This window comes from Pseudomonas sp. 6D_7.1_Bac1 (assembly GCF_025465945.1).
GTDB lineage: Bacteria > Pseudomonadota > Gammaproteobacteria > Pseudomonadales > Pseudomonadaceae > Aquipseudomonas.
This window is the reverse complement of record NZ_JANLNW010000052.1, coordinates 1-25,292: the sequence shown is the minus strand read 5'-3', so window position 1 is coordinate 25,292 and position 25,292 is coordinate 1. Positions and strand designations below refer to the sequence as shown.

At 58.2% G+C, this 25,292-nt stretch carries 21 protein-coding genes; 5 read left to right on the top strand and 16 right to left on the bottom strand.

The features are described from left to right. Positions 1 to 23: 23 nt before the first annotated feature. The 16 genes from dnaE to rpsB form a co-directional block, all read right to left on the bottom strand. A complete protein-coding gene (gene dnaE, locus NTD87_RS13110; protein ID WP_262114373.1) occupies positions 24 to 3,545 on the bottom strand; it encodes a DNA polymerase III subunit alpha in 3,522 nt (1,173 codons plus the stop codon). Positions 3,546 to 3,620: 75 nt separating this feature from the next. Further along, positions 3,621 to 4,247: a ribonuclease HII gene (rnhB, locus tag NTD87_RS13105; RefSeq protein WP_262114676.1), complete on the bottom strand. Its 627-nt coding sequence runs from the start codon at positions 4,245 to 4,247 to the stop codon at positions 3,621 to 3,623. Positions 4,248 to 4,258: 11 nt separating this feature from the next. After that, positions 4,259 to 5,389: a lipid-A-disaccharide synthase gene (lpxB, locus tag NTD87_RS13100; RefSeq protein WP_262114372.1), complete on the bottom strand. Its 1,131-nt coding sequence runs from the start codon at positions 5,387 to 5,389 to the stop codon at positions 4,259 to 4,261. Between the two features lie 2 nt (positions 5,390 to 5,391). Next, a complete protein-coding gene (lpxA, locus tag NTD87_RS13095; RefSeq protein ID WP_262114371.1) occupies positions 5,392 to 6,168 on the bottom strand; it encodes an acyl-ACP--UDP-N-acetylglucosamine O-acyltransferase in 777 nt (258 codons plus the stop codon). Then, complete coding sequence (gene fabZ, locus NTD87_RS13090; protein WP_128607522.1) at positions 6,165 to 6,605, bottom strand: 3-hydroxyacyl-ACP dehydratase FabZ; 441 nt, start codon at positions 6,603 to 6,605, stop codon at positions 6,165 to 6,167. The genes lpxA and fabZ overlap by 4 nt, the downstream gene beginning before the upstream one ends. Positions 6,606 to 6,713: 108 nt before the next feature. Next, complete coding sequence (gene lpxD, locus NTD87_RS13085) at positions 6,714 to 7,769, bottom strand: UDP-3-O-(3-hydroxymyristoyl)glucosamine N-acyltransferase (protein WP_262114370.1); 1,056 nt, start codon at positions 7,767 to 7,769, stop codon at positions 6,714 to 6,716. A 3-nt stretch (positions 7,770 to 7,772) separates the two neighbouring features. Next, on the bottom strand, positions 7,773 to 8,276 hold the full coding sequence (locus tag NTD87_RS13080; RefSeq protein ID WP_071551636.1) for an OmpH family outer membrane protein: 504 nt from the start codon (positions 8,274 to 8,276) through the stop codon (positions 7,773 to 7,775). 45 nt (positions 8,277 to 8,321) lie between these two features. Next, on the bottom strand, positions 8,322 to 10,700 hold the full coding sequence (gene bamA / locus NTD87_RS13075; protein ID WP_262114369.1) for an outer membrane protein assembly factor BamA: 2,379 nt from the start codon (positions 10,698 to 10,700) through the stop codon (positions 8,322 to 8,324). 74 nt (positions 10,701 to 10,774) lie between these two features. Beyond that, positions 10,775 to 12,127 (bottom strand): sigma E protease regulator RseP, encoded by a 1,353-nt coding sequence (gene rseP / locus NTD87_RS13070; protein WP_262114368.1) that lies wholly within the window; start codon positions 12,125 to 12,127, stop codon positions 10,775 to 10,777. A gap of 54 nt (positions 12,128 to 12,181) precedes the next feature. Next, a complete protein-coding gene (gene ispC / locus NTD87_RS13065) occupies positions 12,182 to 13,372 on the bottom strand; it encodes a 1-deoxy-D-xylulose-5-phosphate reductoisomerase (RefSeq protein ID WP_262114367.1) in 1,191 nt (396 codons plus the stop codon). Then, the gene (locus tag NTD87_RS13060) at positions 13,369 to 14,175 is read right to left on the bottom strand and encodes a phosphatidate cytidylyltransferase (RefSeq protein ID WP_262114366.1); all 807 of its coding nucleotides are present in this window, start codon (positions 14,173 to 14,175) and stop codon (positions 13,369 to 13,371) included. The genes ispC and NTD87_RS13060 overlap by 4 nt, the downstream gene beginning before the upstream one ends. Further along, positions 14,175 to 14,930 carry a polyprenyl diphosphate synthase gene (gene uppS / locus NTD87_RS13055; protein WP_262114365.1) on the bottom strand — a complete coding sequence of 252 codons (756 nt, stop codon included), beginning with the start codon at positions 14,928 to 14,930 and terminating at the stop codon, positions 14,175 to 14,177. Before uppS ends, NTD87_RS13060 begins: the two co-directional genes overlap by 1 nt. Positions 14,931 to 14,947: 17 nt before the next feature. Next, positions 14,948 to 15,505: a ribosome recycling factor gene (gene frr / locus NTD87_RS13050; RefSeq protein WP_019692087.1), complete on the bottom strand. Its 558-nt coding sequence runs from the start codon at positions 15,503 to 15,505 to the stop codon at positions 14,948 to 14,950. Beyond that, positions 15,502 to 16,245: a UMP kinase gene (gene pyrH / locus NTD87_RS13045; RefSeq protein WP_019692086.1), complete on the bottom strand. Its 744-nt coding sequence runs from the start codon at positions 16,243 to 16,245 to the stop codon at positions 15,502 to 15,504. The genes frr and pyrH overlap by 4 nt, the downstream gene beginning before the upstream one ends. Positions 16,246 to 16,455: 210 nt before the next feature. Next, entirely contained in the window at positions 16,456 to 17,319 is an 864-nt protein-coding gene (tsf, locus tag NTD87_RS13040) for a translation elongation factor Ts (protein WP_123582393.1), read from the bottom strand. Between the two features lie 204 nt (positions 17,320 to 17,523). Further along, entirely contained in the window at positions 17,524 to 18,261 is a 738-nt protein-coding gene (rpsB, locus tag NTD87_RS13035; RefSeq protein ID WP_262114364.1) for a 30S ribosomal protein S2, read from the bottom strand. A 371-nt stretch (positions 18,262 to 18,632) separates the two neighbouring features. On the opposite strand from rpsB, the gene map reads away from it, so the two are divergent. The 5 genes from map to dapD all read left to right on the top strand — a co-directional run bounded on the left by map (position 18,633) and on the right by dapD (position 25,276). Next, complete coding sequence (gene map / locus NTD87_RS13030; RefSeq protein WP_262114363.1) at positions 18,633 to 19,415, top strand: type I methionyl aminopeptidase; 783 nt, start codon at positions 18,633 to 18,635, stop codon at positions 19,413 to 19,415. A 44-nt stretch (positions 19,416 to 19,459) separates the two neighbouring features. After that, positions 19,460 to 22,162 (top strand): [protein-PII] uridylyltransferase, encoded by a 2,703-nt coding sequence (locus tag NTD87_RS13025; RefSeq protein ID WP_262114362.1) that lies wholly within the window; start codon positions 19,460 to 19,462, stop codon positions 22,160 to 22,162. Positions 22,163 to 22,290: 128 nt separating this feature from the next. After that, on the top strand, positions 22,291 to 23,490 hold the full coding sequence (gene dapC / locus NTD87_RS13020; RefSeq protein ID WP_262114361.1) for a succinyldiaminopimelate transaminase: 1,200 nt from the start codon (positions 22,291 to 22,293) through the stop codon (positions 23,488 to 23,490). A gap of 410 nt (positions 23,491 to 23,900) precedes the next feature. After that, positions 23,901 to 24,209 (top strand): arsenate reductase, encoded by a 309-nt coding sequence (locus NTD87_RS13015; protein ID WP_410017491.1) that lies wholly within the window; start codon positions 23,901 to 23,903, stop codon positions 24,207 to 24,209. A gap of 32 nt (positions 24,210 to 24,241) precedes the next feature. After that, positions 24,242 to 25,276 (top strand): 2,3,4,5-tetrahydropyridine-2,6-dicarboxylate N-succinyltransferase, encoded by a 1,035-nt coding sequence (gene dapD, locus NTD87_RS13010; protein ID WP_262114359.1) that lies wholly within the window; start codon positions 24,242 to 24,244, stop codon positions 25,274 to 25,276. Positions 25,277 to 25,292: the final 16 nt, after the last annotated feature.

The following is a 25,292-nucleotide window of genomic DNA, read 5'->3' as shown; positions in this document are numbered from 1 at the left end:
TGACAAAGAACAGCACCTAACCGTCAACGGTATTGGAGGAAGACGTTGTCTCGCCCGAACTGGTCACGCAGGGCTTGAATCAAGGCGTCCGCCGGATCGATTCGCCAGCCTTCGCCAAACTGCAACAGGGCCTTGGCGTCAGGACTGGTGTATTCCATGGTAATCGGGCACGCACCGCGATGGCGCTTGAACAACTCACCCAGCCAGCGCAACTGATCACCTTTCAAATCCTGTGTCTGAACCTTCAAGCGCAGGCTTTCGGCCAGGTTGGTTCGTGCATCTTCCATGCTCATCACCCGTTTGACCCGCAAGCGCAGACCACCGGAGAAGTCGTCATTGCTGACTTCGCCTTCAACCACCACCATTGCGTCGGTCTGCAACAGTGACTGCGCGGAATGGAACGCCTCGGCAAACAGCGACGCCTCGATCCGTCCCGAGCGGTCGTCGAGGGTGATGAAACCCATCTTGTCGCCCTTTTTGTTCTTCATCACCCGCAGGGCGATGATCATGCCCGCAACCGTCTGGGTATCACGCGCAGGTTTCAAATCGATGATGCGTTGACGGGCAAAGCGGCGGATTTCACCTTCGTATTCGTCAATCGGGTGACCGGTCAGGTACAGGCCCAGGGTATCTTTCTCCCCTTTCAGGCGTTCCTTGAGGGTCAGCTCCTTGGCCTTGCGGTGATTGGCGTAGACATCAGCGTCTTCCTCCACGAACAGGCCACCGAACAGATCGGCATGACCACTGTCGTGGGTACGAGCGGTTTGTTCAGCAGCCTTGATCGCTTCTTCCATGGCCGTCAGCAATACCGCCCGGTTGCGGTCGATATTGGCCTGATAGGCTTTCGGCTCATCATGGAAATACGGGCCAAGACGGTCCAGGGCACCACTGCGGATCAAGCCGTCGAGGGTCCGTTTGTTGATGCGCTTGAGGTCGACCCGGGCACAGAAATCGAACAGATCCTTGAACGGCCCGTCCTGACGCGCCTCGGTAATCGCTTCGACCGGGCCTTCTCCGACCCCCTTGATTGCGCCCAACCCGTAAATGATCCGGCCTTCGTCGTTCACCGTGAACTTGAACTCCGACGTGTTCACGTCTGGCGCGTCGAGGCGCAGCTTCATGGTCCGCACTTCTTCGATCAAGGTCACGACCTTGTCGGTGTTGTGCATATCCGCTGACAGCACGGCAGCCATGAACGGCGCCGGGTAGTGAGCCTTCAGCCACGCAGTCTGGTACGACACCAGGCCGTAGGCAGCGGAGTGGGATTTGTTGAAGCCGTAACCGGCGAACTTTTCTACCAGGTCGAAGATGTTACCGGCCAGGTCCGCGTCGATATTGTTAGTGGCGCAACCCTCAATGAAACCGCCGCGCTGCTTGGCCATTTCTTCGGGTTTCTTCTTACCCATGGCTCGGCGCAGCATGTCCGCACCGCCGAGGGTGTAACCGGCCATGACCTGGGCAATCTGCATCACCTGTTCCTGATACAGGATGATGCCGTAAGTCGGTGCCAGTACCGGCTTGAGGCCCTCGTACTGGTAGTCCGAATGCGGGTACGCCAGTTCGGCGCGACCGTGCTTACGGTTGATGAAGTCGTCCACCATGCCCGATTGCAGCGGGCCCGGACGGAACAGGGCCACCAGTGCGATCAAGTCTTCCAGACAGTCGGGCTTGAGCTTTTTGATCAGCTCTTTCATGCCGCGTGACTCGAGCTGGAACACCGCGGTGGTTTCGGCTTTTTGCAGCAACTGGTACGTCGGCTTGTCATCCAGCGGGATGAATGCGATGTCCAGCGGTGGCTGGTCGACCTTGGCGCGGTCGCGGTTGATGGTTTTCAGTGCCCAATCGATGATGGTCAGGGTTCGAAGACCCAGGAAGTCGAACTTCACCAGACCGGCAGCCTCGACGTCGTCCTTGTCGAACTGGGTGACCAGACCGCCGCCCTCTTCATCGCAATAGATCGGCGAGAAGTCAGTCAGTTTGGTCGGCGCGATAACCACACCACCGGCGTGCTTGCCGACGTTACGCACAATGCCTTCAAGCTTGCGGGCCATTTCCCAGATTTCTGCGGCTTCTTCATCGACCTTGATGAAGTCACGGAGGATCTCTTCCTGCTCGTAGGCCTTTTCCAGGGTCATGCCAACTTCGAAGGGGATCATCTTCGACAGACGATCCGCCAGACCGTAGGACTTGCCCTGCACCCGCGCCACGTCACGGACCACGGCCTTGGCGGCCATGGAACCGAACGTGATAATCTGGCTTACCGCGTTGCGACCGTACTTCTCGGCCACGTAGTCGATCACCCGGTCGCGACCGTCCATGCAGAAGTCGACGTCGAAGTCGGGCATGGAAACCCGTTCCGGGTTAAGGAAACGTTCGAACAGCAGGTCATATTCCAGCGGGTCGAGGTCGGTGATCTTCTGCACATAGGCCACCAGCGACCCGGCACCCGACCCACGGCCAGGACCTACCGGTACGCCGTTGCTCTTGGCCCACTGGATAAAGTCCATAACGATCAGGAAGTAACCGGGGAACCCCATCTGGATGATGATATCCAGCTCGAAATTCAACCGGTCAACGTAGACCTGACGCTTGGCGTCGTAATCTTCGGTGGTGTCCTTGGGCAGCAGAACGCTCAAGCGCTCTTCCAGGCCATCGAAGGAGACCTTGCGAAAATACTCATCGATGGTCATGCCATCGGGAATCGGGAAGTTGGGCAGGAAGTGCTTGCCGAGCTTCACATCGATATTGCAGCGCTTGGCGATTTCGACGGTATTTTCCAGCGCCTCAGGCAAGTCGCTGAATAACTCGGCCATTTCCTCGGCGCTTTTGAGGTACTGCTGATCGCTGTAGTTCTTCGAGCGGCGTGGATCGTCGAGCGCTCGGCCCTCACCGATGCACACGCGGGTTTCGTGAGCTTCGAAGTCTTCACGCTTGATGAACCGCACATCGTTGGTGGCCACCAGCGGCGCGCCGATCTTGTCGGCCAGGGCCACGGCGGCGTGCAGTTGCTCTTCGTCGTTTGGACGGTTGGTACGCTGGATTTCCAGATAGAAACGATCCGGGAACACCGTCATCCATTCACGGGCCAGGGTTTCGGCTTCGTCCGGATTGCCACTGAGCAAGGCGATACCAATCTCGCCCTCTTTTGCAGCCGAGAGCATGATCAAGCCTTCGTTGGCCTCAGCCACCCACTCACGCTCAATGATGATCTGGCCATTGCGCTGGCCGTCAATGAAGCCGCGCGAAATCAACTCGGTGAGGTTGCGGTAGCCGACGGCGTTCATCGCCAGGAAGCTGATCCGGCTCAGCGAGTTTTCAGGATCCTTGTTCGACAGCCACAGGTCGGCGCCACAGATCGGCTTGATCCCGGCGCCCATGGCGTTTTTGTAGAACTTGACCAGGGAACACATGTTGTTCTGGTCGGTGACCGCCACGGCAGGCATGTTCATGCCGACCAGGGTCTTGACCAGCGGTTTGATCCGCACCAGACCGTCGACCAGGGAATATTCAGTGTGCAGGCGTAGGTGAACGAATGAAGCCGGCATAGTGATCCTGTGGAAAGCTTGAAAACGACAAAGCCCGGATTGTACCGGGCCTTGAGCAAAACATCAGCCTGTCGGCTAAACCTCAGTCAGACCTTCACGCGCTTCATAAGCGAGGCGCACCGGAGCGAACGAGCGCCGGTGAATCGGCGTTGGCCCCAGTCGGGCCAAGGCTTCCAGATGAACGGGGGTCGGGTAGCCTTTGTGGCCGCCGATGCCGTAACCCGGGTAAATCAATTCGAACGCCGCCATTTCACGATCACGGCTGACTTTCGCCAGAATCGATGCCGCGGCGATGGCCGGGACCTTGCTATCGCCCTTGACCACGGCTTCGGCAGCCATTGCCAGTTTCGGGCAACGGTTACCATCGATCATCGCCAGTTTCGGCGTGATGTGCAGGCCTTCGACCGCGCGCTGCATGGCCAGCATGGTGGCGTGCAGAATATTCAGCTCATCGATTTCTTCGACTTCGGCACGTGCGATGCACCAGCTCAGGGCTTTCTCGCAGATTTCGTCGTAGAGCTTTTCACGGCGCGCTTCAGTGAGCTTCTTCGAGTCATTGAGCCCGAGGATCGGCCGGTTCGGATCGAGGATCACCGCCGCCGTCACTACCGCACCGCAGAGCGGGCCGCGACCGACTTCATCGACTCCGGCGACCAGGTCTTCGGCATCTGCGACGAGGGTAAAGTCCAGGCCCATTTGCATCTTTACGTTACTCATTGAGGTTTGCCGATCAGATTGAGGACGGCTTCGGCGGCCTGGTTCGAGGCATCGCGGCGCAAGGTTCGGTGGATCTGGTCAAAACCGGTGGTTTGCTCTTCACCGCCATCAATCAACGGCGACAGTGTCAGCGCCAACGCCTCGGGAGTCGCATCGTCTTGCAGCAACTCAGGCACCAACAGTCGCTGGGCCAACAAGTTCGGCAAGGAAATGTAAGGGCTTTTCACCATGCGTTTGAGAATCCAGAACGTCAGCGGCGCCAAGCGGTAGGCCACGACCATCGGCCGCTTGTACAGCAAGGCCTCCAGCGTCGCGGTCCCCGATGCAATCAACACCGCGTCGCAGGCAGCCAGTGCCTGATGGGAGCGGCCATCAAGCAAAGTCACCGGCAAATCGCGACTGGCCAGCAGTTCTTCGAGCTGCACACGGCGTTCAGGGCTGGCGCACGGCATGACGAACCGTACGCCGGGGCGCATCGCCCGCAAACGCTGCGCGGTGTCGAGGAACAAGGCCCCCAGGCGCCCGACTTCACCACCGCGGCTGCCCGGCATCAGGGCGACCAACGGGCCTTCAGGCAATCCCAGTTCGGCGCGTGCTGCTGAGCGGTCAGCCTCAAGGGGAATCGCATCAGCCAGGGAGTGACCGACAAACCGCACCGGCACGCCCTTCTCTTCGTAGAACTTTGCTTCAAACGGGAACAGCGTGAGCATCAGATCGCAGCCTTCGCGAATCTTCAGCACGCGCTTTTGACGCCAGGCCCAAACCGATGGACTGACGTAATGCACGGTCTTGATCCCGGCCTGACGCAGTTTGAGTTCGATATTGAGGGTAAAATCCGGTGCGTCGATGCCGATGAAAACATCCGGCTTTTCGTCGATCAGTGTCTTGATCAGTTTTTTGCGCCGGGCCAGCAGCTCGCGCAATCGACCCAACACCTCGACCAGCCCCATAACCGCCAGGCGCTCCATCGGGAAGTAAGAGACCAGGCCTTCAGCCTGCATCAGCGGACCGCCGACACCCATGAACTCAACCGCAGGATGCTGTGCCTTGAGCGCACGCATCAGACCCGCGCCCAGAATATCGCCGGAGGCTTCGCCCGCCACCAGCGCAATACGCAGATTGGCCATGATTAACGAGTAATGCCGCGAGTCGAAGACTGGATGGAGTCACGGAACAACGCGACTTCCGGGTACTGTTCCGAGGGCTCGGCCAACTCGGCAAGCGCCTGTTCGACCGTCAGCCCCTGGCGATAAACCACTTTGTAGGCTCGGCGTAATGCGTGAATCGCATCTTCGCTGAAGCCACGGCGACGCATGCCTTCGAAGTTCATGCTGCGGGCTTCGGCAGGGTTGCCGAACACCGTGACATACGCTGGAACGTCCTTGCCAATGGCCGTGCCCATGCCGGAAAAGCTATGCGCGCCTATATGGCAGTACTGATGAACCAGGGTAAAACCGGACAGAATCGCCCAATCTTCGACGTGCACGTGACCGGCCAACGCTGTGTTGTTGACCAGGATGCAGTGATTGCCGATAACGCTGTCATGGCCGATGTGGGCATAGGCCATGATCAGGTTGTGATCGCCCAGGGTCGTTTCGGCACGATCCTGAACGGTGCCACGGTGAATCGTCACGCCTTCACGGATGACATTGTGGTCTCCGATCACCAGGCGGGTTTCTTCACCCTTGTACTTCAAATCGGGCGTGTCCTCACCTACCGAGGAAAACTGGTAAATGCGGTTGTGCTTACCGATACGTGTCGGGCCTTTGAGAATCACATGCGGCCCAATCACTGTCCCCTCGCCGATTTCCACACCAGCGCCGACGATCGACCAAGGGCCGACCTCGACGTCGTCGGCCAGAATGGCCGTCGGATCGATGATTGCGCGAGGGTCAATCAAACTCATAGTTTGCGTTCCGCACAGATGATTTCAGCAGAGCAGACTGGCTTGCCATCGACCGAAGCCTGGCATTCGAACTTCCAGATCTGACGCTTGCAGCTGAGGAACTTGGCTTCAAGAATCAACTGATCACCCGGCAGAACCGGTTGGCGGAAACGCAGCTTGTCGGAGCCGACGAAGTAGTAAAGCGTGCCATCGGCTGGCTTCACGTCGAGCATTTTGAAACCAAGGATCCCGGCAGCCTGAGCCATCGCTTCAATGATCAGTACGCCCGGCATGATTGGATGCGCCGGGAAGTGACCGTTGAAGAACGGTTCGTTGATGCTGACATTCTTGTAGGCGCGAATGCGCTTGCCCTCAACATCCAGCTCCACTACCCGGTCCACCAACAGGAACGGGTAACGGTGAGGCAGGTATTCGCGAATCTCGTTGATGTCCATCATTTCGGGGGGAAGCCTATGTAAAGATTGGGAGCGCGCGACTGACGCACGCTCCTCTAGCAAATCAAGGAGGCAGTCTAACGGCTGTGCACACTTGATATGGAAATGGTATCAGCCATCTGATGAAGCATTGCTGTCAGGGGTCACGTCCCCAACACGCTTTTCCAGCTGTCGCAGACGTCGCGCGATGTCATCGAGCTGACGGATACGTGCCGCGCTTTTGCGCCACTCGGCAGCCGGTTGCATGGCCGTTCCGGACGAATAGGAACCCGGCTCGGTAATCGAGTGAGTCACCATGGTCATTCCGGTCAGGAATACGTTGTCGCAAATGTCAATGTGCCCGACCAGCCCTACACCACCCGCCAGCATGCAGTGCTTGCCGATTTTGGTGCTGCCGGAAATTCCCACGCACGCGGCCATGGCGGTGTGATCACCGACTTGCACGTTATGGGCGATCTGAATCTGGTTATCGAGCTTCACGCCATTGCCGATGATGGTGTCGGCCAACGCACCGCGGTCGATAGCGGTATTCACGCCAATCTCCACATCGTCACCGATCAATACCCCACCCACCTGGGCGATTTTCTGCCAGATGCCTTTCTCGTTGGCAAAACCAAAGCCTTCACCACCGAGCACGGCACCCGACTGAATCACTACACGCTTGCCGACGCGCACGTCGTGGTACAGCGTCACACGCGGGGCCAACCAGCCGCCCTCACCGATCTCGCTGCGCGCACCAACGAAGCAGTGCGCACCGACCGTCACGCCTGCGGCAATTCGCGCAGCGCTTTCGATCACGGCAAACGCACCGATGCTCGCTGCTGGATCAACCACTGCATCCGCTGCCACAACCGCCGTCGGATGGATACCGGCAGCAGCCTTGGGTTTAGGATCGAACAGGTGGGAAACTCGCGCATACGCCGCATACGGATCAGGCACAACCAGCGCATCACCGGCAAAACCTTCTGCGTCAGCGGCCTTCAGCAACACGGCTGCAGCCTGGCTGTCGGCCAGATATTTACGGTATTGGGGATTTGCCAGAAAGCTCAACTGAGCTGGGCCAGCCTCCTGCAAAGTGGCTAGCCCAGTAATCTCTTTCTCCGGGTCGCCACGTAGGGTGGCGCCGAGGAACTCGGCCAATCGGCCGAGCTTTATAGTCGCTGTCATGGATTACTTCAGCTGATTCATGCGCTCGATAACCTGGCGAGTGATGTCGTACTGAGGTTTGACATCAATCACTGCGCCACGCTCGAAGACCAGGTCATAAGCACCTTTCTTGATGACTTCTTCCACAGCGCTGTCCAGTTTCGGCTTGAGCTGTTTCAGCATTTCACGGTCAGCAACGGCTTTGGCTTCGTTCAACTCCTTGGACTGGAACTGGAAGTCACGGGCCTTTTGCTTGAACTCGAGCTCAAGACGCTCACGCTCGCCCTGGGCCATTTTGTCGCCACCACTCACCAGACGATCCTGGATGCCTTTGGCACTGCTTTCCAGGGTTTTGAGCTTAGTCAGCTGCGGGCCGAACTTCTTCTCGGCATCCACGGCGTACTTCTTCGCCGCGTCAGACTCCAGCAGAGCCATCTGGTAGTTCAGTACCGCGATTTTCATTTCGGCAAATGCCGGGGTCGCTACCAGGACAGTTGCCAGGAGAACCAATTGAGTCAACTTACGCACGATGCACTCCTACAAAATCCATTGTCGTTATCTTGGGTCCGACTATCAGAAAGTCTGACCGAGGGAGAATTGGAACACCTGGGTCTCAGCATTGCTGTCCGGTTTCTTGACCGGCATTGCCAGGGCGAAACTCAACGGACCAAGGGCGGTAACCCATGTCACACCAACACCCACCGAACTGGCCATATTGCTCAGGCTGATGTTGTTGCACTGGGTATTGGACTTCGAACCATCAGCGTTAGTGCTCTGCGTGCAAGTCGAGTCGAAGACGTTACCCACGTCCCAGAATACCGAAGTGCGCAAGGAACGCTGATCTTTCACGAACGGCAGCGGGAACAGAATTTCTGCGCCACCTTGAATCAGGACGTTACCACCAAACGGCAGTGCATTCTGGTCCGGGTCGACGGAAGTTCCCGGGTTCACGCCACGGCTCGGCGTACTGCGAGGACCCAGTGTGCTGTCCTTGAAGCCACGAACCGAGTTGAAACCACCCGCGTAGTAGTTCTCGTAGAACGGCAGGCCAGAGGTCGAACCGTAACCATCACCATAGCCCAGCTCTGTATGCAGACGCATGGTGTAGTTGTCGCTCAACGGCTGGAACAGCTGACCACGGTAATCGAGCTTGAAGAAAGACAGGTCGCTTCCTGGTGTAGTCGCTTCCAGCGTCAAGCTCTGGGAATGACCACGGGTCGCCAGCACGCCTTTGTTCAGTGTCGACTCGGACCAACCGGCCGAAGCCTTGAAGTTCAGGTACTGGTCGCCTTCACGGTTAACGAAATCAAAAATTTCGTCAACGGTGTACTGACCGGTCTTGATCTTGTCTTGCTGCGCAGTCAGACCGAAGGTCAGACGCGAAGTCTCGCTGATCGGATAACCGACGCTGACGCCTGCACCCAGGCTGTCCACCGCATAGCTGGCTACGCTGACGTCAAGGTTCTTGTAGTCAGTGGTGCGATAGAAAGCGTTGTAACCCAGGCTCACACCATCGGCAGTCCAGTACGGGTCAACATAACCGAAGTTGTAACGGCTCTGGTATTGGCTACGGGTCAAGCCGATGCTGACCTTGTTACCGGTACCCAGGAAGTTGTTCTGGGTAATCGAACCACCCAGGATCAAACCGGCGCTCTGAGCGAAACCAACGCTGGCGGTAATCGAACCGGACGCTTGCTCTTCAACGGCGTAGTTCACGTCAACCTGGTCATCGACACCCGGTACAGCCGGAGTCTCGACGTTGACTTCCTTGAAGAAGCCCAGACGCTCCAGACGGGTCTTGGACTGGTCGATCAGGTAGGTCGAAGCCCAGCCACCTTCCATCTGACGCATTTCACGACGCAGCACTTCGTCTTCCGACTTGGTGTTGCCGCGGAAGTTGATACGGTTTACATAAGCACGCTTGCCCGGATCGACCACAAAGGTGATATCGACCGTGTGATCATCGTCATGTGGAGTGGGTACACCGTTGACGTTGGCAAAGGTATAACCCTCGTTACCCAGACGACGGGTGATCAATTCAGAGGTCGTGGTCATCAGCTTGCGCGAGAACACCTGACCTTTTTGCACCAGCAGCAGCGCCTTGATCTGGTCTTCAGGGACTTTCAGGTCACCGCTGAGCTTCACGTCACGAACGTTGTACTTCTGACCTTCGTTGACGTTGACGGTGATATAGACGTGTTTTTTGTCCGGTGTAATCGAAACCTGGGTCGAAGCGATATCCATGTTGATATAGCCACGGTCCAGGTAATAGGAACGCAGACGCTCCAGGTCACCGGAGAGTTTTTCACGAGCGTACTTGTCATCGTTCTTGAAGAACGACAACCAGTTGGTGGTCTTGAGTTCGAACAGGTCGATCAGGTCTTCATCAGGGAAAACCGTGTTACCCACCACGTTGATGTGCTGGATAGCGGCAACGGTGCCTTCATTGATATTGACCTTCAGGCCAACGCGGTTACGCGGCTGAGGAACAACTTCAGTGTCGACGGTGGCCGAGTAGCGGCCTTGAGCGACGTACTGGCGTTGCAGCTCGTTACGCACACCTTCAAGCGTTGCACGCTGGAAGATCTCGCCTTCGGCCAGACCGGATTGTTTGAGGCCTTTCATCAGGTCTTCAGTGGAGATCGCCTTGTTACCTTCGATCTCGATACTGGCGACCGACGGACGCTCGACTACAGTAATGACCAGGACATTGCCATCGCGGCCCAGCTGGATATCTTGAAAGAAACCGGTTTTGAACAGCGCACGAGTGGATTCCACCAGGCGACGATCATCCGCCTGTTCACCAACGTTCAACGGCAAGGCACCAAAGACGCTACCGGCGGATACCCGCTGGAGGCCATTGACGCGAATATCGGAGATAGTGAAGGACTCGGCGTGAACTTCGGCGATCATCAATACGGTGAGAACCGCAGTTAGCAGCAGACGTTTCATGAAGTCCTTTCTTATTCCAACTGGCAATAAACAAACTGCCGCAAAATGCGGCAGATTCGCAATTCAGCGAAGCGTTACAGTCGACTCAGATCGTTGACCAGAGCAAGCAACATCACCCCGACCACCAAACTGATACCGATCTGTATCCCCCAACCTTGCACCCGATCCGACAAGGGACGACCACGCGCCCACTCGATCAGATAAAACAATAAATGCCCCCCATCCAGTACAGGAATGGGCAGCAAATTCAAAACTCCCAGGCTAATACTCAGATAAGCCAGGAAATTCAGGAAATCAGCGGCGCCCGACTGGGCAGAAGCGCCCGCCACTTTAGCAATGGTTATCGGTCCACTCAAGTTTTTTACCGAGAGCTCGCCGAACAACATTTTCTTTAGTGAATCAAGGGTCAACACACTCATGGTCCAGGTGCGTCGAGCACCCTCGCCAATTGCAGCCACAGGACCGAAGCTGACCTCGCGAATCATCGCTGGTGGCCAATCGACAGCCTTCACCCCGGCTCCCAGATAACCACCGGCCGCTTTCGCTTTACCGCGAGTCGCCAAGGTGACGGGGACGTCGATTTGAGCACCGTCTCGTTCGATATGCAGCACAATTTTGGTATCAGGACGTACACGGACCCAATCAACCACTTGCTGCCAATCGGTCAGCGCCTGGCCATCGAGTGCCAGCAGACGGTCGCCGGTCTTCAGGCCAGCAGCCTGCGCCGGGCCTTTGGGGTCGAGCTCAGCCAACACAGGTGGCAATGCCGGACGCCACGGGCGAATACCCAGTGCGCGAATCGGATCCGGTTCATCGGCGCCCTTGAGCCAATGATCCAGAATCAACTCACGAGGTGAATCTGCGGTAGACCCCTCTTCACGCACCAGCAACTGCAGGGAACCGCTCTCACCAAGACGCCGGACCAGTTGCAGATTCACTGCCGCCCAACCCGAAGTTGGCTCACCATCGATGGCGACGATTTCCTGCCCCGGACTCAAACCGGCCCTGGCGGCGAGACTGCCGATTTCAACGGCACCGATGACGGGGCGCACCTGTTCAGTGCCCAGTATTGCCAGCGCCCAGAAGAACACCAACGCCAACAGGAAGTTGGCGATAGGCCCGGCAGCGACGATGGCAATGCGCTGACGAACGGATTTGCGGTTAAAGGCCTGATCAAGCTGATCGGCCGGCACTTCGCCTTCACGCTCATCGAGCATCTTCACGTAACCACCCAGCGGGATGGCGGCGATCACAAACTCGGTGCCGCGCCGGTCATGCCAGCGCAGCAACGGCAGGCCGAAGCCCACAGAGAAACGCAGAACCTTGACGCCACAGCGACGCGCAACCCAGAAATGGCCAAATTCATGGAAGGTGACCAGCACGCCCAAAGCCACCAGGGTGCCGACAATCATATAGAGCGCGCTCATCAACTTTCTCCGCAATCCTATTCAGTGCTGCCGCGGGTAAACCCGCCGCAACACCTATCGCCCGTGACGATTCAACCAACGCTCGGCCAGGACACGCGCTTTCGCGTCCGCAGTGAAAACCGCATCGAGATCATTGACCGCAACCACAGGCTCGAGGTTTAACACCTCTTCGATGATACTCGCGATCTCCAGGTAGCGGACACGTCCTTCGAGAAAGGCCGCAACAGCCACCTCATTGGCGGCGTTCAGCATCGCCGGAGCACTGTTCCCGGCCTCGGCCGCCTGACGCGCCAGACGCAAGCACGGGAAACGCTCTTCATCAGGCGCCTGGAAGTCCAGGCGCGCGATCGCAAACAGATCAAGCGGCGCAACCCCCGAATCGATCCGCTCAGGCCATGCCAGCGCATTGGCGATCGGTGTCCGCATATCCGGATTGCCCAACTGCGCCAATACCGAGCCATCAACGTAGTCGACCAGCGAATGAATCACGCTTTGCGGATGAATCACCACTTCGACCTGCGACGGCTTGGCATCAAACAGCCAACAGGCTTCGATCAGCTCCAGTCCCTTGTTCATCATGCTGGCCGAGTCGACCGAAATCTTGCGCCCCATCGACCAGTTAGGATGGGCGCACGCCTGGTCTGGCGTAACATGCGCCAGCTCAGCCATGGACGTCTGCCGGAACGGACCGCCAGAGGCTGTCAGCAAAATCCGTCGAACACCAACTGCGCCAAGCCCACGGGAAAAATCTGCGGGCATGCACTGAAAGATTGCGTTGTGCTCGCTGTCGATGGGCAGCAGCACTGACCCGCTCTTGTGCACGGCCTGCATGAACAGAGCGCCGGACATCACCAGCGCTTCCTTGTTGGCCAGCAGAATTTTCTTGCCCGCCTCAACTGCTGCCAGCGTCGGACGCAAACCCGCTGCACCGACAATGGCCGCCATCACCGCGTCGACTTCAGCGTCGGAGGCGACCTGACACAAGCCCTCCTCCCCCACCAGCACGCGTGTCGACAGGCCCGCAGCCCGAAGATCATCTTGCAGGCGTCGGGCAGCGGCTGGCTCTGGCACAACAGCAAAACGCGGCACATGGCGAACGCACAAGGCCAGCAGCTCACTCAGGCGAGAGAAGCCACTCAAGGCGAAGACTTGATAGCGCTCAGGATGACGAGCGATGACATCGAGGGTGCTCAGACCAATGGAGCCGGTCGCACCCAGGACAGTAATCTGTTGTGGGCGGCTCACGGTGCCGCCATCCACAGCAATACGGCAAACACGGGAATCGCCGCGGTGAGACTGTCAATACGATCCAGAACGCCGCCGTGACCGGGCAGCAGATTGCTGCTGTCCTTGATCCCCGACTGGCGCTTGAACATGCTTTCGGTCAAATCGCCGACCACCGAAATAAACACGATAATCGCCGCGCCGATCAGTCCCTTCAGCATTTCGCCGGTTGTCCAGTCACGCGCCAAACCAACGATGGCGGTGAGCACCAGGCTCAGCAGCAAGCCGCCGTACACGCCCTCCCAGCTCTTGCCTGGACTGACGTGCGGAGCAAGCTTGCGCTTGCCGAATGCCCGACCAGAAAAGTAAGCGCCAATGTCTGCACCCCAGACCAACACCATCACCGCCATGATCAGCCAGTTACCCAGCGGCTCTTGCTTGATCAGGATCAAGCCCTGCCAGGCCGGCAACAGGATCAGCAGACCGATCACCAGCTTGCAGAGCGCGCTGGCCCAATGCTCACTGGTCCTGGGATAAGTCAGCACCAGGTAAGTCGCCACCGCCCACCAGAGCACGGAAGCCCCCAGCACCCAAGGCGAAAGCCCTGGCAACACGTGCATGACAAACAGCATCGCGGCTACCACCGCCGCATAAGCGACGCGAATCGGTTGCGCGGTGAAACCTGCCAGACGCGCCCATTCCCAGGCACCGAGCGTCACGACCAATCCGATAAACAGTGCAAAACCGGAACCTTCGAGCAGAAAAAATCCACATAAGGCGATCGGTAGCAGGATCAACGCCGTGATGATTCGTTGTTTAAGCATTAAACCCGGGCTCCAGCCTCGACCTGCTCACTCGTTTTACCGAAGCGACGCTGGCGAGAAGCGAAATCGGCCAGCGCATTACGCATGGCTTCGTGTTTGAAGTCCGGCCAGAACAGGTCGGAAAAATACAGCTCGGAGTACGCCAACTGCCACAACAGGAAGTTGCTGATGCGATGCTCGCCACCGGTACGAATGCACAAGTCAGGCAGTGGCAGATCACCGGTAGCCAGGCAGGTTTGCAGCAACTCTGGAGTGATGTCATCCGGACGCAAATGCCCGGCCTGAACTTCTCGCGCCAGACGCTGCGCTGCCTGCGCGATATCCCACTGGCCGCCATAGTTGGCAGCGATCTGCAAAACAAAACGATTGGTGCCGGCTGTCATTGCCTCCGCCTCACGCATGGCTGCCTGAAGCTCGGGATGAAAGCGCGAACGGTCACCGATAATACGTAACGTGATGTTGTTGTCGTTGAGGCGCTTGGCCTCACGACGCAACGCCTTGAAAAACAAATCCATCAAGGCGCTGACTTCATCGGCCGGACGCTGCCAGTTTTCACTGGAGAAGGCGAACAGAGTCAGCACTTCAACCCCGGCCTCAGCGCACACCTCAATGACGGCACGAACAGCATCGACGCCGGCCTTGTGCCCGGCAACACCGGGCAAGAAACGTTTTTTTGCCCAGCGATTATTACCGTCCATGATGATCGCGACATGGCGCGGCACCACGGAGGGCGCAGTCTGCTTGGTCTTTTCCATGAAGGCGTCCTGACCCCTTATACGGCCATCAGGTCCTTTTCTTTGTCTTCAGTGAGCTTATTGATCTGAGCCTCGAAGTCTTTGATCAACTTGTCGATATCGGCACTCGCGCGACGCTCTTCGTCTTCGCTGATTTCCTTATCCTTGACCAACTTCTTCAGGTCGCCCAGTGCATCACGGCGAATATTACGCACCGCGACACGAGCATCTTCGGCTGCGCTGCGCGCTTGCTTGGTGAAGCCCTTGCGGGTCTCCTCGGTCAAGGCCGGCATAGATATCAGCAGTAACTCACCCAGGTTCGTTGGGTTGAGGTTCAGACCAGCACTCTGGATCGCCTTGTCGACCGCTGCGAGCATGTTTCGCTCGAAAGCCACGACTTGCAGGGTCCGGGAGTCCTTCACGGTGACGTTGGCCACGCTGCTCAAAGGAGTATCCGAACCGTAGTAAGGCACCATCACGCTGCCCAGGATACTTGGGTGCGCCTTGCCTGTACGAATCTGACCAAAAGCGTGCGCCAGCGATTCCAGGGATTTGGTCATGCGCTCTTGAGCGTCTTTCTTGATTTCGTTGATCATTGTTCGCCTTCCTCGATCAGGGTTCCTTCAGCGCCGCCATGCACGATGTTCAGCAGTGCGCCGGGCTTGTTCATGTTAAATACGCGCAGCGGCATTTTGTGGTCGCGGCACAGGCAAATAGCGGTCAGGTCCATGACACCCAGCTTGCGATCCAGCACTTCATCGTAGGTCAGATGATCGAACTTCTCGGCATGCGGGTCTTTGAATGGGTCAGCGGTGTATACACCATCAACCTTGGTCGCTTTCAACACCACGTCAGCATCGATCTCGATCGCTCGCAGGCAGGCTGCCGAGTCCGTGGTGAAGAACGGATTGCCAGTGCCGGCAGCGAAAATGACCACTTCCTTGGCGTTCAGGTGACGCATGGCCTTGCGGCGATCGTAGTGATCGGTCACGCCCACCATGGAAATAGCCGACATCACGATGGCCGAGATATTCGCACGTTCCAGCGCATCACGCATGGCCAGGGCGTTCATCACAGTGGCCAGCATGCCCATGTGGTCGCCAGTCACCCGATCCATGCCGGCCGCACTCAGCGCCGCACCACGGAACAGGTTACCACCACCGATCACCAGACCGACCTGAACACCGATACCGACCAACTGGCCGACTTCCAGCGCCATGCGATCCAGAACCTTGGGGTCGATCCCGAACTCTTCGGAGCCCATCAGGGCCTCGCCGCTAAGCTTGAGTAGAATGCGTTTATAGCGAGCCTGATAACCACTGCCCTGCTGAGCCATTGCGAATCTCTCCTGCGGCGTATTTTAAAAAATTCTTTGCGGGCTGTTTGCAGCCTGCGTTCACTCTAACGTGACGCTTTCACAGCGCCATCGGAACACGGCTTTGTAAGCCAGTTCCGACGGAAAACCAAATAAATTGGCTTCCCCATCTGAAAAGAGGCTGCGCGCGTAAGCGGGCAGCCTCTTCAGGGCGACAGTTAAAAAACCGTCTTACGACTTGGCAGCAGCCAGTTGGGCAGCAACTTCTTCAGCAAAGTTGTCGACTGGCTTCTCGATGCCTTCGCCTACTTTGAAGTAGGTGAAGGAAACGATTTCAGCACCGGCTTTCTTGGCCAGCTCGCCGACCTTGATTTCAGGGTTCTTGACGAACGCCTGCTCAACCAGGCTGGCTTCGGCCAGGAACTTGCTGATACGGCCTTTGACCATGTTTTCAACGATGTTTTCCGGCTTGCCGGCGATCTTGTCAGCGTTCAGCGTCAGGAACACGCCTTTCTCACGCTCGACCGCTTCAGCGGAAACTTCCGATGGCAGCAGGAATTCAGGGTTGGTGGCCGCTACGTGCATAGCGATGTCCTTGGCCAGCTCAACGTTGCCGCCTTTCAGGACAACTGCAACACCGATCTTGTTGCCGTGCAGGTAACCACCGACAACGTCACCTTCAACGCGTGCCAGACGACGGATGTTGACGTTTTCGCCAACCTTGCCGACCAGTACCAGGCGATCAGCTTCTTGAGCTTCGATCAGCGGAGCAACGTCTACCAGCTTGTCGGCGAACGCTTTTTCAACGCTTGCAGCAACAAATGCCTTGAAGTCGTCCTGCAGGGCCAGGAAGTCGGTCTGCGAGTTCACTTCCAGCAGAACGGCGGATTTACCGTCTTCCTTCAGAGCGATAGCGCCTTCAGCAGCAACGTTGCCTGCTTTTTTGGCTGCCTTGATGGCGCCCGAAGCACGCATGTCATCAATGGCTTTTTCGATGTCGCCGCCAGCCTTGGTCAAGGCTTTCTTGCAGTCCATCATGCCTTCGCCAGTACGCTCGCGCAGTTCTTTGACCAACGCTGCAGTAATCTCTGCCATTTCAAAATTCCTCTTGGATAGGTTATCAACCATTCCACCCGATCGAACGGGCGTTCAATTCTTCCCGAACCACCCTTGTTAGCCGCTGCACATTACAAATGCAGTAGCGGCACCCTGAAAACAGGCGCCAACACATGGTTTTCGAGGTGGCAAAAAGGGGGCCAAGCCCCCTTTTTGCTTACTGAGTCAACGCCAGGGCGTCAATTACTCAGCTGCTGCTACCGGAGCTTCTTCAACGAACTGCTCGGTGCCGCCAGCAACGTGGTTGCGACCACGGATTACAGCGTCAGCCATCGAACCCATGTACAGCTGGATAGCGCGGATTGCGTCATCGTTGCCTGGGATGATGTAGTCAACGCCTTCCGGGCTGCTGTTGGTATCGACTATGCCGATAACCGGGATGCCCAGCTTGTTGGCTTCGGTGATCGCGATGCGCTCGTGATCAACGTCGATTACGAACAGTGCGTCAGGCAGACCGCCCATGTCCTTGATACCACCCAGGGAACGATCCAGCTTTTCCAGGTCACGAGTGCGCATCAGCGCCTCTTTCTTGGTCAGCTTGGCGAAAGTACCGTCTTCGGCTTGCACTTCAAGGTCACGCAGACGCTTGATGGAAGCACGGATGGTTTTGAAGTTGGTCAGCATGCCGCCCAACCAGCGGTGATCGACGTACGGCGAACCGCAACGTGCTGCTTCTTCAGCAACGATCTTGCCAGCGGAACGCTTGGTGCCGACGAACAGAATCTTGTTTTTGCCCTGGGCCAGACGCTCTACGAAAGTCAGAGCTTCGTTGAACATTGGCAGGGTTTTTTCAAGGTTGATGATGTGGATCTTGTTACGCGCGCCGAAAATGTATTTACCCATTTTCGGGTTCCAGTAACGGGTTTGGTGACCGAAGTGCACACCGGCCTTCAGCATATCGCGCATGTTGACTTGGGACATGATAGTTCCTTAATAAGTCGGGTTTGGCCTCCACGTATCCCAATGACCAACCAGCAGCATCAGCTGAAGGCACCCAGGTCATCGTGTCGACACGTGTGTGGATTTAGGCTTTTCAGGGTATCCCCGGAAAGCGGCGCATTTTATATCACAAGGAGGGCGAAAACGAAACCCGGATTCTTGAAACCGGATAAGCGCTTTTGTCCCGGCCCTTGGAATCCCCCCAGAATGCGCCATTCTATAGAGAGATGCGATGCACAGAGGCGCAGATTTGCCGTGATCGTCTGTTAGAATCGCGTTTTTCAGGGCTGCGAGCAGCATCACGCAGAGCCCATTCCGTATAGAAAGCGCCACTGAGCGTAGAGAGAGCCTGTATGACCGTCACCCTCAAAACCCCAGAGGACATCGCAAAAATGCGCATCGCCGGCAAACTCGCCGCCGATGTGCTGGAAATGATTGCCGAGTACGTCAAGCCGGGCGTCACGACCGAAGAGCTGGACCGCATCTGCCACGACTACATCGTCAACGAGCAGAAAGCCATCCCTGCCCCGCTCAACTACAAGGGCTTTCCGAAGTCGATCTGCACCTCGATCAATCACGTGGTCTGCCACGGCATCCCGAACGAGAAGCCGCTTAAAGATGGCGACACGCTGAACATCGACGTCACCGTGATCAAAGATGGCTATCACGGTGACACCAGCCGCATGTTCCACGTCGGCAACGTGCCGGTCTGGGCTGAGCGCCTGTCGCAAGTCACCCAGGAATGCATGTACAAGGCCATCGAGCTGGTCAAGCCTGGCTGCCGCCTCGGCGATATCGGCGAAGTCATCCAGAAGCACGCTGAAAAGAACGGCTTCTCGGTGGTTCGCGAGTTCTGCGGCCACGGCATCGGCAAAGTGTTTCACGAAGAACCGCAAATCCTGCATTACGGCCGCGCCGGCACCGGCATGGAACTCAAGGAAGGCATGACCTTCACCATCGAGCCGATGATCAACCAGGGTCGCGCCGACACCAAAGTGCTGGGCGACGGCTGGACCGCGATCACCAAGGACCGCAAGTTGTCCGCCCAATGGGAACACACCCTGCTGGTGACCGCCACCGGTTACGAGATCTTCACCCTACGCAGCGATGACACCATCCCTCGCGTTTCGGCCTGATCTGACGAGCTCCGCACCCAGCCTATAGAAAGGAAAGCCAATCGATGCCGCAGGTGGATCCCGAACTCTTCGACCGCGGCCAGTTCCAGGCTGAACTGGCCCTGAAGGCAAGCCCGATTGCAGCCTTCAAGAAGGCGATCCGCCAGGCGCGTGAGGTGCTCGACGAGCGCTTTCGCAGTGGGCGCGATATTCGCCGGCTGATCGAGGATCGCGCCTGGTTCGTCGATAACATCCTGCAAAAAGCCTGGGAGCAGTTCGACTGGAGCGAGGACGCCGACATCGCGCTGGTCGCGGTCGGCGGCTACGGTCGCGGCGAGTTGCACCCCTACTCCGACATCGATTTGCTGATCCTGCTGGACAACGCCGATCACGAAGTTTTCCGTGATTCCATTGAGCGTTTTCTGACGCTGCTGTGGGACATCGGCCTGGAAGTCGGCCAGAGCGTGCGCTCGGTGGACGAATGTGCCGAACAAGCCCGCGCCGACCTGACGGTCATCACCAACCTGATGGAAAGCCGCACCATTGCGGGCCCCGAGCATCTGCGCCAGCGCATGCTCGATGTCACCAGCACCGAGCACATGTGGCCGGCCAAGGAATTCTTCCTGGCCAAGCACGCTGAACAAAAAGCGCGTCACCACAAATACAACGACACCGAATACAACCTGGAACCCAACGTCAAAGGTTCGCCTGGCGGCCTACGGGATATTCAGACGATTCTGTGGGTGGCTCGCCGCCAATACGGCACGCTGAACCTTCGCGCCCTGGCGGGCGAAGGCTTCCTGGTCGAAAGCGAAAATGCCCTGCTGGCCTCGTCCCAGGAGTTTCTGTGGAAGGTGCGCTACGCCTTGCACATGCTGGCCGGTCGCGCTGAGGACCGCTTGCTGTTCGATCACCAGCGCTCCATCGCCGGGCTACTGGGTTTTGAAGGCGAAGACGCCAAACACGCCATCGAAAACTTCATGCAACAGTACTACCGGGTGGTGATGAGCATTGCCCAGCTCAGCGACCTGATCATCCAGCACTTCGAGGAGGTCATCCTCGCGCCGGAAGACGAAGCGCCGCCGCAGCCGATCAACTCGCGCTTCCAGTTGCATGACGGCTACATCGAGGCGATCAACACCAACGTGTTCAGGCGCACGCCGTTTGCCATGCTGGAAATCTTTGTACTGATGGCCCAACAGCCGGAAATCAAAGGCGTGCGGGCTGACACCATTCGTCTGCTGCGGGAAAACCGGCACCTGATCGATGACGATTTCCGCCACGACATTCGCAACACCAGCCTGTTCATCGAACTGTTCAAGTGCAAGATCGGCATCCACCGCAACCTGCGACGGATGAACCGTTACGGCATTCTCGGACGCTACCTGCCAGAGTTCGGTTTTATCGTCGGACAAATGCAGCACGACCTGTTTCATATCTATACGGTCGACGCCCACACCCTGAACCTGATCAAACACCTGCGTAAGTTGCAGTACACCCAGGTGTCCGAGAAATTCCCGCTGGCCAGCAAGCTCATGGGCAAGCTGCCCAAGCCCGAGCTGATCTACCTCGCCGGGCTGTACCACGATATCGGCAAAGGCCGGCATGGCGATCACTCGGACATCGGCGCGGTCGACGCCGAAGCCTTCTGCCAGCGGCATCAACTGCCCGTGTGGGACAGCCGGCTGATTGTCTGGCTGGTGCAGAACCACCTGGTGATGTCGACCACCGCCCAGCGCAAGGACCTGTCCGACCCACAGGTGATCCACGACTTCGCACAGATCGTCGGTGACGAAACCCGCCTCGATTACCTGTACGTGCTGACTGTTTCCGACATCAATGCCACCAACCCGACGCTGTGGAATTCCTGGCGCGCCAGCCTGTTGCGTCAGCTCTACACCGAGACCAAGCGTGCCTTGCGCCGTGGCCTGGAGAACCCGGTGGATCGCGAAGAGCAGATCCGCCAGACCCAGAGCGCAGCCCTGGATATCCTGGTGCGCGGCGGCACCGATCCGGACGACGTCGAGCAACTCTGGTCGCAATTGGGCGATGACTACTTCCTGCGCCACACCGCGGGCGACGTGGCCTGGCACAGCGATGCAATCCTCCAGCAGCCTGCAGGCGGCGGACCACTGGTACTGATCAAGGAAACCACCCAGCGCGAGTTCGAAGGTGGCACGCAGATCTTCATCTATGCGCCGGACCAGCACGACTTCTTCGCCGTGACCGTGGCGGCGATGGACCAGCTCAACCTGAACATTCACGACGCCCGGGTTATCACCTCCAGCAGCCAGTTCACCCTCGACACCTACATCGTGCTCGACACCGATGGCGACTCGATTGGCGACAACCCGGCGCGGGTCAAGCAAATCCGCGACGGCCTGACCGAAGCCCTGCGCAACCCGGACGACTACCCGACCATCATCCAGCGCCGGGTACCGCGCCAGCTCAAGCATTTCGCCTTCGCGCCGCAAGTGACGATCCACAATGACGCCCAGCGCCAGGTGACGGTGCTTGAACTCAGCGCGCCGGACCGTCCGGGCCTGCTGGCACGGATTGGAACGATCTTTCTTGAATTCGACCTGTCGCTGCAGAATGCCAAGATTGCCACTCTCGGCGAGCGGGTCGAAGACGTGTTCTTCATCACCGACGCAAACAACCACCCGCTCTCCGACCCGCAGTTGTGCAGCCGCTTGCAGGATGCGATCGTCGAGCAACTGAGCGTCAGCCCCGAACCCTCTTTCGAACTGTCGCGCCTAAGTATTTGAATTAACCTACTCCCCCCCTGTGGGAGCGAGCCTGCTCGCGATGGCGTCAGTCCATTCAGCATCGCCAGTGACTGATCTATTGCTATCGCGAGCAGGCTCGCTCCCACATTGAACGAGACCCCGTGCCGATGAACAACGCTCTGAACCAGCTCCAGCCTTACCCGTTCGAGAAACTGCGCGCCCTGCTCGGTGCGGTGACGCCAAACCCTGACAAGCGCCCGATTGCACTGTCCATCGGCGAGCCGAAGCACCGTTCGCCAAGCTTTGTGGCAGAAGCGCTGGCAAGCAATCTGGATCAGATGGCGGTGTACCCGACCACCCTTGGCATTCCGGCCCTGCGTGAAGCCATTGCCGGCTGGTGCGAGCGCCGTTTTGGCGTACCGAGTGGCTGGATCGACCCGGCGCGCAACGTGCTGCCCGTCAACGGCACTCGCGAAGCGCTGTTCGCCTTCACTCAGACCGTAGTCAATCGCGGCGACGACGCATTGATCGTCAGCCCGAACCCGTTCTACCAGATCTATGAAGGCGCAGCGTTCCTCGCAGGCGCCAAGCCGCACTACCTGCCATGCCTGGATGAAAACGGCTTCAACCCGGACTTTGACGCGGTATCGGACGACATCTGGAAACGCTGCCAGATCCTGTTCCTCTGCTCGCCAGGCAACCCGACTGGCGCATTGATCCCGGTCGAAACCCTGAAAAAACTGATCGCCCTGGCCGACAAACACGACTTCGTGATCGCCGCGGACGAGTGCTACAGCGAACTCTACTTCGACGAGCAGACGCCACCGCCCGGCCTGCTCAGCGCCTGCGTGGAACTGGGCCGCAAGGACTTCAAACGCTGCGTGGTCTTCCACAGCCTGTCCAAGCGTTCCAACCTGCCAGGCCTGCGTTCGGGCTTCGTCGCAGGCGATGCCGAGATCCTCAAGGGTTTCCTGCTCTATCGCACTTACCACGGCTGCGCGATGCCGGTTCAAACCCAACTGGCCAGCGTCGCCGCCTGGAACGACGAAGTTCACGTACGCGCCAACCGTGCGTTGTATCGCGAAAAATTCGACGCCGTGCTGGAAATTCTCAGCCCGGTACTCGATGTACAACGCCCGGACGGCAGCTTCTACCTATGGCCGAATGTCGAAGGCGATGATGCCGCGTTCTGCCGCGACCTGTTTGTTGAAGAACATGTGACCGTGGTGCCGGGCTCCTACCTGTCCCGTGATGTCGATGGGGTCAATCCCGGGGCCGGGCGTGTACGGATGGCGCTGGTTGCACCGCTGGCGGAGTGTGTTGAGGCAGCCGAGCGGATTCGCGCGTTCATCCAGCGCCGCAAGTAAGCATCGACGGATTTGCGGCCAGCACATGGCCTTCTTCTGCTCGCAGGAACCGGCCTGTTTGGGGCGCTACTTCACGGGCCCCGGATTTGCCTCGCTCAAATCCAGCTCACCTGAACTCCCGCAAACGTCATCACCCATCGGGTGATGACGGCTCAAGTACATCAGGCAGCAGGCTGCCGTCGAAGTGCCACATTAGACGTTTAGGCTACCGGCTGGCCGTTGCACAAAGGTCGCACCCGGCCGGGTAACCTATTGCACAATATGGCAAAGCCCGATCGTGGCCGACGCCGAACCCGCTCGGTCATGGCATAATCCGTCACCTCTTATTTCCAGCACCTCCAAAGGGGGGCAATTCCTTGACCGCTTCAAGCAAAACGTTGCACCTTTTCGGCATCAAAGCCTGCGACACCATGAAAAAGGCGCGCACCTGGCTCGATGAACACGCTGTCAGCTTTGATTTTCATGATTACAAAACGGCCGGAATCGACCGTGAACACCTGACCCAATGGTGCAACGAGCACGGCTGGCAAGTGGTGCTCAACCGTGCAGGCACGACCTTTCGCAAACTCGACGACGAACGCAAAGCCGATCTCGACCAGACGAAAGCGATCGAACTGATGCTCGCACAACCGTCGATGATCAAGCGCCCGGTGCTCGATCTCGGTGACCGAACCCTGATTGGCTTCAAGCCAGATATCTACGCGGCAGCGCTCAAGTAAGCCAGCCCGTTCAATTTTGTAGAGGTAATCGCATGTCTACTACCCTGTTCAGCCTGGCCTTTGGTGTTGGTACCCAGAATCGTCAAGGCGCATGGCTGGAAGTGTTTTACGCAGCCCCAGTCCTCAAGCCGTCGGCCGAACTGGTCGCCGCTGTTGCCCCGATTCTGAGCTATACCGAAGGCAATCAGGCCATCGCCTTCAGCACAGCTCAGGCCTCGCAACTGGCTGAAGCCCTCAAAGGCGTCGACGCGACTCAAGCTGCATTGCTGACCCGTCTGGCCGAAAGCCACAAGCCTCTGGTCGCCACCCTGCTGGCCGAAGACGCACCGCTGAGCTCCACCCCTGAGGCTTACCTGAAGCTGCACCTGCTGTCCCATCGCCTGGTCAAGCCGCACGGCCTGAACCTGACCGGGGTCTTCCCGCTGCTGCCGAACGTGGCCTGGACCAGCCAGGGCGCTATCGACCTGAACGAACTGGCCGAGCACCAACTCGAAGCCCGTCTGCGCGGCGAGCTGCTGGAAGTGTTCTCGGTCGACAAGTTCCCGAAAATGACCGACTACGTCGTGCCGACCGGCGTGCGTATCGCTGACAGCGCGCGGATCCGTCTAGGAGCCTACATCGGCGAAGGCACCACCGTGATGCACGAAGGTTTCGTCAACTTCAACGCTGGCACCGAAGGCCCGGGCATGATCGAAGGCCGTGTCTCTGCTGGTGTGTTCGTCGGCAAGGGTTCGGACCTGGGCGGCGGTTGCTCGACCATGGGCACCCTGTCCGGTGGCGGCAACATCGTGATCAAGGTCGGCGAAGGCTGCCTGATCGGCGCCAACGCCGGCATCGGTATTCCGTTGGGCGACCGCAACACCGTTGAGTCCGGCCTGTACGTGACCGCTGGCACCAAAGTGGCACTGCTGGACGAGAACAACAAGCTGGTCAAAGTGGTGAAGGCCCGTGAACTGGCCGGTCAGCCTGACCTGCTGTTCCGCCGCAATTCGGAGACCGGTGCCGTGGAATGCAAAACCCACAAATCGGCCATCGAACTGAACGAAGCGCTGCACGCTCACAACTAAGCAGCCTCAAATGATC

Bases quoted from the DNA above. Each gene is read 5' to 3' on its own strand.
- dapD (WP_262114359.1), top strand. From the start codon at position 24,242: ATGTCTACTACCCTGTTCAGCCTGGCCTTTGGTGTTGGTACCCAGAAT.
- NTD87_RS13015 (WP_410017491.1), top strand. From the start codon at position 23,901: ATGAAAAAGGCGCGCACCTGGCTCGATGAACACGCTGTCAGCTTTGAT.
- pyrH (WP_019692086.1), bottom strand. From the start codon at position 16,245: ATGGCTCAGCAGGGCAGTGGTTATCAGGCTCGCTATAAACGCATTCTA.
- rseP (WP_262114368.1), bottom strand. From the start codon at position 12,127: ATGAGCGCGCTCTATATGATTGTCGGCACCCTGGTGGCTTTGGGCGTG.
- fabZ (WP_128607522.1), bottom strand. From the start codon at position 6,605: ATGATGGACATCAACGAGATTCGCGAATACCTGCCTCACCGTTACCCG.
- bamA (WP_262114369.1), bottom strand. From the start codon at position 10,700: ATGAAACGTCTGCTGCTAACTGCGGTTCTCACCGTATTGATGATCGCC.
- lpxA (WP_262114371.1), bottom strand. From the start codon at position 6,168: ATGAGTTTGATTGACCCTCGCGCAATCATCGATCCGACGGCCATTCTG.
- dapC (WP_262114361.1), top strand. From the start codon at position 22,291: ATGAACAACGCTCTGAACCAGCTCCAGCCTTACCCGTTCGAGAAACTG.
- tsf (WP_123582393.1), bottom strand. From the start codon at position 17,319: ATGGCAGAGATTACTGCAGCGTTGGTCAAAGAACTGCGCGAGCGTACT.
- NTD87_RS13060 (WP_262114366.1), bottom strand. From the start codon at position 14,175: ATGCTTAAACAACGAATCATCACGGCGTTGATCCTGCTACCGATCGCC.
- map (WP_262114363.1), top strand. From the start codon at position 18,633: ATGACCGTCACCCTCAAAACCCCAGAGGACATCGCAAAAATGCGCATC.
- rpsB (WP_262114364.1), bottom strand. From the start codon at position 18,261: ATGTCCCAAGTCAACATGCGCGATATGCTGAAGGCCGGTGTGCACTTC.
- lpxD (WP_262114370.1), bottom strand. From the start codon at position 7,769: ATGACAGCGACTATAAAGCTCGGCCGATTGGCCGAGTTCCTCGGCGCC.
- NTD87_RS13025 (WP_262114362.1), top strand. From the start codon at position 19,460: ATGCCGCAGGTGGATCCCGAACTCTTCGACCGCGGCCAGTTCCAGGCT.
- uppS (WP_262114365.1), bottom strand. From the start codon at position 14,930: ATGGAAAAGACCAAGCAGACTGCGCCCTCCGTGGTGCCGCGCCATGTC.
- dnaE (WP_262114373.1), bottom strand. From the start codon at position 3,545: ATGCCGGCTTCATTCGTTCACCTACGCCTGCACACTGAATATTCCCTG.
- frr (WP_019692087.1), bottom strand. From the start codon at position 15,505: ATGATCAACGAAATCAAGAAAGACGCTCAAGAGCGCATGACCAAATCC.
- rnhB (WP_262114676.1), bottom strand. From the start codon at position 4,247: ATGCAAATGGGCCTGGACTTTACCCTCGTCGCAGATGCCGAAGACCTG.
- lpxB (WP_262114372.1), bottom strand. From the start codon at position 5,389: ATGGCCAATCTGCGTATTGCGCTGGTGGCGGGCGAAGCCTCCGGCGAT.